Genomic DNA, 12,874 nt, shown 5'->3' with positions numbered 1-12,874 from the left:
CTGAGGAGAAGTATCTAGTCTCGCAGTTCGAACGATACAATGAGAAGTTCCTGAACCGCGTGCACAGGGGATTTGGAAAAGTCACAAGCTTCTGGTTCAATGACTCTTATGGAGAAAGCGCTTCCTGCAAGTAGCAGCATGTAACTGCATATTCAGCTAAGAATTAAATCATCAGACAGAAATCATGCGAAGAGGGATTATCAATTTACACAAAATTATTGACACTATCAAGTACCTGCCTTATGTTGCTACAAATAATATAAAATCAGCAAATTTTCAATTAAGCAAATAACTAAATAAATCAGAAATCACCATATTAATCTATACAACCACAAAAAAAGACACTTATTCAGCATCAATGATACTGCTAAGTGTCTTTTCCATATCACTTATTAAATTGACTACTAACGCATTTCCCATCATAAATCTACGCTTACGTAATGGCATTTCAACGACTTTTCCATCAACATCACAATACTTTGTATGTTCAGTAGGAAAGCCTTGAATTCTTTCTGCTTCCTCAGCAGTTAATAGTCTAATACGGCCTGTTTTTCTATCCCTCACAATGTGAGTGGAACGACTAAATGACCCTTCTGATGTAAGCATAGTTCTAGCTGGCTTATCTTCTTCATCAATCATAGCAATTGGGCCTTCTGAATATATATATTCGTGTCCATTAGCAGATTTTCTTAAAAGCTTCTTAGCACCTTTAAGATACTGCCAAGTCTTTCTTTGTTGGATTGGTAATTTTCCTTGTGATTCATCACTACGATTTATTTCAGGATCCGTGTAATATAATTGCTCTTCAGGAATGAAATAAGATTCATCAACATTCCCTGTTTCCATAACATCTCCTAAAGTGATTTGTTTTCCAAAATATTGAGGTGTAGTTTTGATTGTGTAAATTATACCATCTTTCATTACACCACAATTTTCAAAGTTAAACTGAAAAGAATCTGATATATCACCAAGATTTTCTGACAACGAAATTATCTTTATCTTGCTTTCTTGAATAGGTTTTATTGCAAAAGTCTTAGCAAAAAATCCTTCAGCTCCTAATAGCTTTGCAGCACTAGACTTACTGTCATTATCTTCGCTACTGCAACCAACAGTCTTTGAAATATGCTGAGCATATTTAGTCGTATTTTTATAAGCAAAAATAAATGTTCTACGTCTTCTTTGCTGATAGCCATATTCGGCAGCATTAATAACACGCCATTCTACAGTATAGCCTTCATCTCTAAAACAAGCGAGCATGATGCCGAAGTCTCTGCCTCTCTGACTAGCTGGAGATTTTAGCAATCTATCAACATTTTCCAATAAAACAAATGGTGGCTGCTTAACTTCAATCATTTTTCTTATCGACCACCACAAAACGCCTTTTTTACCTTCTAATCCTTTAGAAGTAGCCAATGATGAAGCAACTGAATAATCCTGACATGGAAATCCGCCCACAAGCAGCGAAAAATCCGGTATGGTTGATTTATCAACTTTTTCAATATCAACATTTGTAGTGTCATTACCATTCTTATCAAGACAAACTCCAAAATGATATTTGTAACAATCATGAGCATACTGCGTACTCTTTTCTGCAGGTTCCCATTGATTATACCAAACTGTCTTCCATTTTTCTTTAGCATTGTTTTCTGGAGAATAAACAACACTCTCTTTAATGTTATTAAGGCCACAACGGAATCCGCCTACACCAGCAAATAACTCACAAACTGTCTTTTCCACAAATAATTCTCTCCTAACTGCTTTTGTACTCCCATTATAGCAGTAGGTTTATATAAGATCAAGCATTACTTTTAATCAATACAATCTAATTGTTTTAATACATAATCATTGTTTAACCAAAAGCTCATTTTCGTCATATATTCCCCATTAGGAAGTTCATAAGCATCGCGATTTACATTACCATACTCTTCGCCATTTTTAAAGCGATACGCTGCCTTTATGGCATGTGGTCTAATATGAATAATTTTTGTTTGTTTTTTGTTAGGAAAATTATTCTTAAACTTGATTTCTCCATTTGAATTAACACACTTTGTGAATTTAACGCCTTCATTAATTACATGCTTTACGTCTTCCCACTCTTTTCGAACAGTATATTCTAAATCATCATGAGGCATATTCCAAAGCTGACAGCCCTTAACACGATATACATCACCATCTTGTACCCAAACAAAGAAGAACAATTGTGTTTGATCAAAATATTCATAAAGAGCCGAATCATCAAATTCTTCATTAGCTATATCCATAAACTTAAAAGTTGAAAAAGACATATTTTCTCGAATAGAATGATTTTCGTTTATTCTGATTGTTTTAACTCTAATATTTGCTTTTTCAAATTCATCAGCATGTTCATTACGAACTCCTAGAATCTTAAAGGCCAAATCATTCCATTGTGCTTTATTATTGTTATATTCACGATGGAAAATCTTGCATAATTCTTTATCTGAGAAATCTATATATTTTTTTACAATATCCTTAAGGATTTCACTAAATGATTTCTTTTTTAATTCTTCTACATTTTTTACAATTGCATCATTTGCTTCTTCGCCTGCAATATAATGATTAAGAACATATGTCATATAAGAATTCTTAAAACAAAATGCTCTCTTTTTTGCTGGTAGTTTTTCGCCATAGAATTGTGGCACAATACTTTTCTTTGCTGATGCTCCTTTAGTACACGCTCCAAGATACATTGTATCCCCTTCTGAGAGCTCATGTGCTTTACCATCTTGTATTTTTTTTACAATGTACTCATAATCTTTTTTTATTATCGCTAAGTCCTGTTCTGGTGGAGTAAACATTTGGACATACTTTATCTGATAATCAAGGTTACGCTTTAAGGCCTTATTTCTCCAATAATATATCAAGAGTATTAAATGCATTTTATCCCATGCATGTGATTGATAAAAATCGTTTTCAACAGGACCATCATAATTAATCATGGTAATGACCAATCGTTCACCTGCTCTTAATTGCCCCTTCTTGGTATATTCAAAAGGTGTTGCTTTTAGCTCCACACCAGCTTCAGGAAAATCTGATTCTTGCTTTGAGTTAGCTTTGTATCCAAAATAACCTTCTTCTAATAAATTTCCTAATCCACCTTTTCTTAACTTATTTGCATAGGATTCAATATCCTCGCTTGTTATTGAATCGTTTTCACTAATGACTTCATAAAAAGTTTTGTCTTTAAGACCCTCAGCAAATTGTTCTATGCTATCAGGACTTGCAGGGTCATAACCCAATTTAGCATCAAACATCTAACCACTCCATTCATTATTTAACATTTATACATAATCATATTTAACAGTAATACATCACAAGAAAAAAAGCTAAATCTCTCAAATGGGAACACCAATTCCTATATCACTAATTATATATTTAATGGCTTCATAATGGCAAATAAAGATGGTCATGCTGATAATCAAAGAAGTTAGATCCGGATAATTTCCTATTCATTTTCTTTAGCAACGTACCTCTGTAACCTTCTAAACATTGCATTTGGATGTCTTGAAAAATCTTTTAGTGTACAACAATCCAAAAGTTTCCCATCGCGGAAAAGAGTAATATCCCCATCCTCAAACAATACTTTCAGACTTCCAAGTTCAAATCCAGTTTTTGTTTTGTTTTCTTCTAACACCTTTCCTGTCCGACGCTTAAGTTCCGTATATAATCTATATTCCTCTTCAGATTGAAGTAAAAGCTCAGGTATGAATTCACAATTTTCAAGTAAAAATGAGTTTGTAAACTCATTAGCAAATCCTGATTCTTTAGGAAGTATCGGTTTATCTAGTGAAATCCATTCACTCACATCAAACCTATAATAGGGTTCAACTGGATTAGTATTACTATTTATTGGAAATTCTTGGATATCCTTTCTTTGTTCAATTGTTGAGCTTAAAACTTCTCCGTAATAATATATACCTGCATTGTTTGAAAAAATACGGGGTATTTGGAAAAGAGCCACATAATGAATTGGTAAATCATTATTTTTAATATTTTTACATGGTATATAGTAAAAATTATTTTTTAGACATGCTTCAAATTGTGCATGACTTTGTAACCCACCAATTAAAACATCCCTCTTATTCCAATCTACTCGTGCAAGACGTTCTTCAATACCTATCGGCAATGTTGCACGTTCAAAGGCTGACTCAGGAGAGTCAGAAATCAATTCATCAAGCATTTCCGTAACAAGATCTGTAGCTGATGGTAAAAAAGGCAATCCACCAATATTAACTTGATCAATACTTTTATAAAATCTATGTTGTTTATACTCTTCTTGATTTCTATAAGGGAATAGCACATAGGCTCCAAACATAGTACGCTCATATGGAGAAGCATCATTTTGATTGACAATTGCATCTCTATAACGGTGCATTGTATTGATATCTTCTTCTTGAGGTCCAGGTGTATTATACATTTGTTGATACATACTACCCTTGAGTGCTGGATTTATTTTATATTTCGCATCAAACACATACTCATAATTGAATTTTGCACCTTTCTTTTTCAAACTCAACACATTATCCGGCTTTTGTGGAACAGTTGCTCCTGCAATTTCCTTAGGATTATATGAAAGCGTTATGAGTTCTCCATTTTCTGGATTGCGATAGCGAACCCTACTACGTTGTCCTTTAACTAAAGAAACAAATAACCCATTCCCAACTACTTTTATAATATCTTGCGAGATTAACTCATAACGTTCCTTCATTAAATTATTAAGTTTAATAAAGCACCAGTACTCGTAAAGAACTGCCAAATCTTTAACTGAGACATTGAATATACTACCACTTATATAAAGACCATGCTGAAGAAGCAAGTAGTATCGATACAATTCTCTGTATCCAGGTGCCATACTAAAGACCAATGACATACTTGATTTGGTTGGAATAGCTTCAACTTCTCTCATAAAACCAGTGCTATATCTTCTACGTATTCCTTGAATCATATTATCAAGTTGATTTATCAAACTTACGTCTGTTTCTCTAGCTAACTTCATATATTGAGATTTAAAATTTTCAAGGCGTTTCATTGTGGTTTTCAGGATGTATTTAGTCATACGATTCTCATTCGTATCATATGTAATGTGTTTCTCCACAGATAAGGCTCGATCAATCATTATACCCTTATTTGTCTTTAAAACTTGCTCAGGATGTTTCTCAATCCAGCGAACAGTTCGATTATCCGTCCGCTTAACTTTATATCCAGGAAGTACTAAATATTCCCTTTCAAGAACATGGTTAGGCTTTGCGTTAACCATGTCAGCTGCAGTAACAAATTCCTTATATATTTTACGAATGATTGAAAAGAACTCTACTGGTGTAGATTGTTGTTTTGAAGAAATATCAAATGAATCATATGTCTTTTTTAAAAAGTCGAAAATGAGGCTATAAAGTTCAGTCATCACATCAGCCATAATTGCCTTATAATCATCTTTATAACCTATTTTTGAAGGAAATACTTCTATCGTCATTTTAAGATAGTTTGTACCATCCACTTTGATAAATAAATCAGAATATCCAATATCATTTCCAAAATTGATAATTCCAGAAAGCATATTTGATTTACGGCCAACTGGTGTGACGTTTTTACGAATATTGTAATTTTCATGCCAAAACTCTACAATATGACCTTCCTCTGGTTCAATTACAATCTCATATTGTTGCTGCTCAAAGAATACTGGAGAATGCCGATATTGTTCTATGCAAGACTTTCCTAAATGCTGTTTTGAAATAGGGGTAGAATCCACTGCCATGTTTAATTCAAAAATATCATCACATGATATCTGTAACGTTGCATCTTTATCGACAAAGTTAGTTCCTGGGAAAGAAGGATGAGAGGCATTACCTTTGATTGTCACTGTTAAAATATCTGTCTGTATATAAATTAGCTCATCTGTATTTTTACTCATGGTTTTTTATTCCTTCTTTAATTTGAATGATTATTTATAACCAATATGATGTAAATCCGTCCTCTTCAAATCTTCTAACCATAAGTTCTAGTTTTTCTGCACTCTTTCTGTATTTACAACTAATGTCTTGATCTACTAGAATTTTTTTCATTTTCTCAGAATCACTATCACCTGTTTTTTGTGTATAATCAGCTGCACAAACTTTAAATAGTTCACAAAGCATATCATGTATTGTATTAGAACTTCCTTGAATTCTAGGAAGTATCTTTTGCATAATTTCATTATCCATTGCTTGATCATGAGAAAGAAGATCTCCAGATTGTTTGTTGTTAAGTAGGTAAAAGACTATTTCATCTCTTACACGATATCCTACGTGAGCATTTGCTTCTAACAAAATTTCATTTATCTTTTGTAATTCATTACAAATATCTACAACATAATTTGCTTCAGCAATGCAATCCTGACCTAACACAAGATAGTTAGTACAAAGAAAACTATTAGATAGCTTTAAAGGATCCACACTATTACCAACATCACTAAAATCAGGGACAAGGTCAACGAAGCTAAATTCAATTGTATTTGCACGATCAAGAACTTTCTTACTAAATGGGAATGTTGTTTCATCCATGTTAACAGTACCAACGATATACAAATTATCAGGTATACCTTCTTGATACTGAGCAATTGCTGTAGTTACTATTTTGTCTTGCTCCCTCTCCCTTGATTCAATTACAGAAAGAAAATCACTAAGATAATACTCTACCCTAGCTAGGTTCATTTCATCTAAGCAAAGAATCACAGGAATATCAGGATTTTTAATTGCATCCTGAAAAGCACTACAAATTGGTCCTTCAATAAATCTGCCATTTAAATCTGTATGACCAAAAAGATCACTCCCATCACTCCAGTCTGGACGCACTGAGACCAAGTGATATTTAGCAGAAATTGCTTGAGAAAAAAGCTTAACTAATCGCGTTTTACCAGTTCCTGAAGTACCTGCCAAAATAACAAATGGTTTGCTTTTCAGACAAAGGTAAAAGTTTTCAATCAAACCATCAGGATAACTAAATCCTTTTGATACTATATAATCTTTAATCTGTGCAATTGCATCTGTCGTTGATATAGACATAAAAGATACCTGCTCTTTCCCATCATCTTGTTCATTTGTTTTATCTTTTACTTTTTCATCCTTATTATTAAATAGATATTCATAATAGGGTATTAATAATCCCGCAGCTTTTAAAACTTCTTTTTCAAAAGAATCATCATCTGTATACTGTTCATCTTTAAATACATAAGATACTTGTACCTTTTTTAATCCCATTGCTTTCACAATGCTATTATCTCTCTCATTTAATACTCGGAATTCATCTTCATTGTTACCGCCTGAAATATAAACTAACTCTTTTTTAAGAGGTATGTCCAAGAGTCTTTTATACGTTTCTAAATCATCTTTTTGAGCCTTATCAATAGCAAGTTCAATACTTAGACGAAATCGAAAAACGTCATCTGCTTTTTCAGCAAATAAAGAGAGACTTATTTGGCTGTTTTTATGACTTGAACGTTTCATTTGGCACCAAAAATAACTTACAAATGTACCACTATTTTGCCACTGAGAAATACGTTCATGAGTAAAATCATATTCTTTTTCTATTATTCCAACCAATGATGTAAACGCATTTCGCGCTTCTTGCCCGGCTTTTTTTGCCTCATTCATATATAATTTTTCTTCTTCAGTACATTTTTCTTGTTTTTTATATTGCTTACCATGATACTTTATTAAAAATGATAATAAACGTTGATAATTATTACTCATATAGTAACCTCTTCATAATAGTTATTTTGTATTTTTTATAAGTCTTGTTTCCTCTGTTCACTACAAAGTATGATGCATTTATTATACCAGCTTCTTATTATTGATAACAGAGCCAAGAAATAATAAACATGTAAGAAAAAACAAGCCTTAACTTGTTAAATATGATATTCAAGGTCACAATCAACTTTCTTATTGAAGATTTCAAAGACCAAGCCCTCCCAACATAAGTAAAGGAAGCATTGTAGCATATTATTATGTCAATAGAGGTATATGGTTTGAGGATGCATACTTGAAAGAGCCAAAGAATCTGGTTCCTTTTAAGATTAATGATTGTTCTCATGATAAGAATCTATAATCCATTACTTATTGGTAGGCGTATGCAATAAAAAACAGGCCGTAGCCTGTTAAATATAATATTCAAGATCACGATCAACTTTCATATTGAAGATTTCAAAGATTTTGTCTCTGATGTGAATAAAGTCATCGGAAGTACGGTCTCTTTCAAAAGGCATGTGGACATCCACAATGCTTTTAATACGACCTGGATTAGGTGATAATACGACAATACTATCAGCTAAATAGACAGCTTCTTCAATATCATGTGTGACAAAGATAATTGTTTTCTTTTCTTTCGTAGAAAGAAGACGGGTATCATCCTGAAGCTTCATTCTTGTGATGGCATCTAATGCCGCAAAAGGTTCATCCATGAAAAGTATATCTGGATTAATTGCCAGTGCTCTTGCAATTGCTACACGCTGTTGCTGTCCACCTGATAACTGATGTGGATGACGGTCTTTATAGTCTGATAGTCCAACAAGTTCTAAATAGCGCTTGATGCGTTCATCTTGTTCTTGTTTGTTTAAGCCCTTTGTTTCTAAAGGTAAAGCAACATTCTTTTCAACACTACGCCATGGCAGCTGAGCGGAACTTCTGAGTGCGGAACTGTTCAGTTATCAAGAATCAGTGGGAAACTTTATCGCTTCTCACTAACTTGATGTGGACGGCTTGCGCTCAGGTCGCTAAAACTTTTTGAAAAACTTTTTCTGTGGGATTTGGAATGAGCCGAAAGGTTCGGAGACATGAAAAAAGCCCTTGACTATCGGTTAGGATAGCCAAGGGGCTCTGACTTGGTTTACTTATTTTTAATGAATGAATTTCTTTCTACTTACTGCTGTTTTTCGACCGCAAATACTAGATCCTGCAACGTCTTACCTATAACAACCTCTGCATTGTTTCGGTCAATATTTCGCCTAGCCTCAAGAACTTTTTTATAGGCTGCCAAATTAATTTCAACATGCTCAGTGTATTTCCTTACGGCAGAGTGATATTTTATATCTATCGAGATTTTATTCTCTTCACCAGATACATTATCCTGTCGAATACATGTCATAAATGAGTAGTTTGGCGGAATAGTGTTTCCACAAAAATCTTCGAAGACCGTAATATAATCTTCCACTTGAACTCTCTCTGCATTTTCATCTAATTCGATATTATCGATAATCGCTGCTGATTGCCCGTAATTCTTAAAACGAAGATAAAAAGCATTACCAATATGCTCAATCTGAGCGGTTATATAAGGTCTACTCGATTCTTCGAGCATTTTAGAATTTTGGCGAAGCGTTCGCAAAGAAATACAGACAGACACAATCGCAGTTGCTGCAGTAATTACTGACAACACATTTTCAGATATAAATTGTAAAATACTATTTAATATATTTCCCAAATCGCTCCCCCCTTGTCTGTTTTTACATTTCCGAATATAGCTATGGAAGAATTTTCTTGGCTCTCAATATTTCAAAATATATACTTTCTTCTATATCACTTCTCAGCATTCGAATATTATTATATGCTCCTTTTTGAATCGCATTCGAATAGAAATCCAGCAATTTTTCTTTAGGAACCATTCCTTGTTCTTCCGGGCTTAATTCATCAAACACTCTATTAAATGATATCTTCGCAATGCGAATACGGTCTGCTTCACTTATCGGTTCAAATCGAAGAACCTTGGTAAATCTTGAGTAAATGGCTGAGCCCAGATTTTTCTCTGCATCTTCCTCCGTCAAAAAATTTGAAGTGCATATAATAATACAATCAGACACATCGACTCTATAGTTTTTATCGACAAATTCTCCTTCATCAAACATCTGATAGAAAGCATTATAAAATCCGGGTGACACCTTATCAAACTCATCGAGTAATATAAGGTTACTCTTTCGCCGGATTAATCGCCGGGCCAAGCTATCTTCACCATGTCCACCTCCAAAAATATACTGTACAGCATTGTTGGTCTGTTGCATTGAGAACTGGATTCTAACCATGCCATTTCCGATACAGTCCCCGATGAAATTCGCGGTTTCTGTTTTTCCAATACCTGAAGTGCCCAAAAATAAAAGTGTTGCTGGTTTTTTTCTATGCTTCTTAATGAGTGAATATATTGCAGGTAAGATATCTTGAATTACATGCGGTTGGCCGATGACTGCCTTATCATATCCTTTAGATATTTTCATGAGAGCCTCTTCTGTAATTTTAGGATATTCAGTTTTATGTTCCTCAATCTTGCCTACGTATGTTCGTTTAATATCATCATAGATCTGAAGCGGTGGATTGCACATCCATACATTGCTAACTTTTAATCGAGGATTCTCGATAACATTAATTGAGAATCCCATCAAAGCCCATTCCTGAATGCCACCATAGTCATCAGTATGAATAATGAGATTTTCCACTTCCAGCGGCGAATCTGTTTTATTAACTCCATCGACTTTAACCTTTGTTTGATTTATATGGTTAAACACATCAACAAGATAAGTAGGATGCTGTATTCCAGCTATTGCATCTTCAAAGTCCTTATCTGATCCCCAGAAAACTTCTACCTTTTCGACCATTACTGTAAAACCCCCGATATTACGGCATCATAAACATCCAGAACATCTGCTTTTTCAGTCTCATTCTGTCGTTTATAGTCAAATCTCTCCGGGGTCTTCGCTCCAAACTCAAACTCTTTACTCACATCCAATTCATCAAGCGAAATCTGCCCCACTTTGATTGCATAATAGGTAAGTTCCATTTTGGGCAAGTCAGACATTGTATATCCGTTTCTGAAAGCTTGACGATTAAATCTAATAATGAATTTTTTGCCATTAGCAACACCAACAAATTCGTAGAATCCACGTCCCTTATCTAATGCCTGTTCCAACTTTGCGGGATCAATCTTTAGTGTGCTCCCATCAAGATCAACTTTGCCATCCATCATTGACATATATGGTGCTATAAGCATGAAGTACGAAAAAGAATTCTTGACCGGTTTTACTGTGATTTTCTTGAATACCTCAATTCCTTCACATCTTTTGTTTTTCGGTCGTCTATCATCAGCTTTAAGAATCGATACAAAATCAGACAGTAATGTATTTTCTAAAATGTTCTTTACTATCCTATCCCTTTTATGCGATATTTCAGCACTGGCCTTTCCTGATACAGTAAGATCTATTCCGGAAAAAATGCTGAAAATCTTTGCGATACCTTTTGTATCAGTTCCAGCCTTTGCATCGATAGCTGCTTCAGCATCAGCATTTGAATGTAGTTCACTTAAAAATTCACTAGTTTTCTTTAATTCCCCACCCGCTATAATCTGTAAAAAATCAGAGACGAACGGCTCATCAAAATATATAACTTTAAGGAAATCTCCGGCTTTCATTCTCATTCCTCCTATTTAATATTTTCATTTTATACTATTTATTATACTACAAACATATTTCATTTTCCGGACTCAATTACTTTACTTCCACAAAAAAGTGCCAAATATGAGGTCCTCACAACGGATGAACTGGTGACGCTTATGGGGTATCCTTCGCATGTCCAAGTTCATGGCCGCTCACGGAATCCAGCGCAGCAAAGGCGGAAGGAAGAAAAAATGAACGCAAAAAAGACAGGTCCGGACGCACTGATACCTCTACATATCATCAACTTGTAATTTGCAAAGTTTTTAAGTTATCCAGATCTGTCTTTTCTAAAAATCAGGCTTTATCTTATGTTTTATTTTTCAACCGCACATTACTATTTAAGCATCCATATGCCTTCTTTCTTGTACTAAACAGCTTTTTCTGATATCATTTAAGAAAATTATATTGATCATAAATTTAGAAAGAAGGATAGCGAATGGCTTCTCCTCAAACAATAAATGGACTAATGCGTCACCTGCGGAATGATTGCAATGTTCAAATCAATGGAAGTAAACAAAAAAAGCAGCTTGTAAGTTATGGATACTACCATGGATATAAGGGTTATCGCTTTGTCAAACAACAGAACACCCAGATCCCTTATACCGACTTCAGTGAAGTTGTAGCAGTTATCGAATATGATAACAATATGAAGGCTGCACTATATCCCACACTGATGTTTTTAGAAACTGCACTTAAAAACATTGTTTGTAACACATCAGTAGAAGGCTTGAGACAGGGAACGTTTGACTACGTCTACAAAGAACGAATGTCAGATAATCCATCCAATGCAAAATTGCAGCTCAAACGATTAAAGCTCCGGAACTCTGTATATTCTCAGGTATCCAGAAGATACAGCGACGAAGCTCGTCGAGAAAATCAAATGGTACGCCATTTTTATAACCGAGGTGAAGATGCACCTCTATGGGCAATTTTTGAGTTTTTGTACCTCAAAGATCTCGCAAGTTTTTTTGAATGCCTCAATACTGCAACTCGTGAGGATATTCTGAATCAGATTGATTTATTTGATGTTTCAATCGATACTAATCGAGGACTGCTCTCTACTGTTCTCTTCACCTTAAAAGCATTACGTAATGCAGTTGCTCACAACAACATTATTTTTGATACAAGATTCAAAGATCGCAAAATCAGTAATGTTCTCAAAAGGTGGGTTGAGAAAGAAACCGGAATACAAAATATCACGCTTTACTCATTGGTAGATTACATAATTATCATCTGTTGTTTACTTAAGCGAATTGACTTCAACAACACACGAGCAAACGATTTATTACGGCAGTATAAGGAACAGAATGATCTTCTTAAATCCTCGGTTACACCGGAGATTTATAGCATGATCATCCAGCAGAATGTTGCTTCCAAAATCACCTCACTCAAAGCATATTTGAACTCATAGTC

The 12,874-nt window shown here is 34.3% G+C and carries 9 protein-coding genes; 1 reads left to right on the top strand and 8 read right to left on the bottom strand.

All coding sequences use genetic code 11. The features are described 5' to 3' along the window. Positions 1–345: 345 nt before the first annotated feature. The 8 genes from dcm to FYJ79_RS09830 form a co-directional block, all read right to left on the bottom strand. On the bottom strand, positions 346–1,737 hold the full coding sequence (gene dcm / locus FYJ79_RS09865) for a DNA (cytosine-5-)-methyltransferase (RefSeq protein WP_326803742.1): 1,392 nt from the start codon (positions 1,735–1,737) through the stop codon (positions 346–348). Between the two features lie 71 nt (positions 1,738–1,808). Continuing rightward, positions 1,809–3,272 (bottom strand): Sau3AI family type II restriction endonuclease, encoded by a 1,464-nt coding sequence (locus tag FYJ79_RS09860; protein WP_154517614.1) that lies wholly within the window; start codon positions 3,270–3,272, stop codon positions 1,809–1,811. Positions 3,273–3,463: 191 nt separating this feature from the next. Next, positions 3,464–5,926, bottom strand: coding sequence for a restriction endonuclease-like protein (locus tag FYJ79_RS09855; protein WP_154517611.1), 2,463 nt, complete (start codon positions 5,924–5,926; stop codon positions 3,464–3,466). Positions 5,927–5,960: 34 nt separating this feature from the next. Continuing rightward, a complete protein-coding gene (locus FYJ79_RS09850) occupies positions 5,961–7,742 on the bottom strand; it encodes an McrB family protein (protein WP_154517608.1) in 1,782 nt (593 codons plus the stop codon). 404 nt (positions 7,743–8,146) lie between these two features. Continuing rightward, entirely contained in the window at positions 8,147–8,659 is a 513-nt protein-coding gene (locus FYJ79_RS12715) for an ABC transporter ATP-binding protein (protein ID WP_268233742.1), read from the bottom strand. Positions 8,660–8,907: 248 nt separating this feature from the next. Continuing rightward, a complete protein-coding gene (locus FYJ79_RS09840; RefSeq protein WP_154517602.1) occupies positions 8,908–9,465 on the bottom strand; it encodes a hypothetical protein in 558 nt (185 codons plus the stop codon). Positions 9,466–9,505: 40 nt separating this feature from the next. Further along, the gene (locus tag FYJ79_RS09835; protein ID WP_154517599.1) at positions 9,506–10,627 is read right to left on the bottom strand and encodes an AAA family ATPase; all 1,122 of its coding nucleotides are present in this window, start codon (positions 10,625–10,627) and stop codon (positions 9,506–9,508) included. Next, on the bottom strand, positions 10,627–11,436 hold the full coding sequence (locus tag FYJ79_RS09830) for a DUF6414 family protein (RefSeq protein ID WP_154517596.1): 810 nt from the start codon (positions 11,434–11,436) through the stop codon (positions 10,627–10,629). The genes FYJ79_RS09835 and FYJ79_RS09830 overlap by 1 nt, the downstream gene beginning before the upstream one ends. Before the next feature lie 461 nt (positions 11,437–11,897). Here FYJ79_RS09830 and FYJ79_RS09825 point away from each other — a divergent pair, with 461 nt between their 5' ends. Continuing rightward, positions 11,898–12,872, top strand: coding sequence for an Abi family protein (locus FYJ79_RS09825; RefSeq protein WP_154517593.1), 975 nt, complete (start codon positions 11,898–11,900; stop codon positions 12,870–12,872). Positions 12,873–12,874: the final 2 nt, after the last annotated feature.

Origin of the sequence: Sharpea porci (assembly GCF_009695655.1) — a bacterium.
GTDB classification, from domain to species: Bacteria; Bacillota_I; Bacilli_A; order Erysipelotrichales; family Coprobacillaceae; genus Sharpea; species Sharpea porci.
The sequence above is the reverse complement of the archived record's forward strand: the minus strand, read 5'-3'. Positions and strand labels throughout refer to the sequence as shown.

What these genes read in the sequence shown, in the direction of transcription:
- FYJ79_RS09855 (WP_154517611.1), bottom strand. Translation starts at nt 5,926, where the DNA reads ATGAGTAAAAATACAGATGAGCTAATTTATATACAGACAGATATTTTA.
- FYJ79_RS09825 (WP_154517593.1), top strand. Translation starts at nt 11,898, where the DNA reads ATGGCTTCTCCTCAAACAATAAATGGACTAATGCGTCACCTGCGGAAT.
- FYJ79_RS09835 (WP_154517599.1), bottom strand. Translation starts at nt 10,627, where the DNA reads ATGGTCGAAAAGGTAGAAGTTTTCTGGGGATCAGATAAGGACTTTGAA.
- FYJ79_RS09830 (WP_154517596.1), bottom strand. Translation starts at nt 11,436, where the DNA reads ATGAAAGCCGGAGATTTCCTTAAAGTTATATATTTTGATGAGCCGTTC.
- FYJ79_RS09850 (WP_154517608.1), bottom strand. Translation starts at nt 7,742, where the DNA reads ATGAGTAATAATTATCAACGTTTATTATCATTTTTAATAAAGTATCAT.
- FYJ79_RS09860 (WP_154517614.1), bottom strand. Translation starts at nt 3,272, where the DNA reads ATGTTTGATGCTAAATTGGGTTATGACCCTGCAAGTCCTGATAGCATA.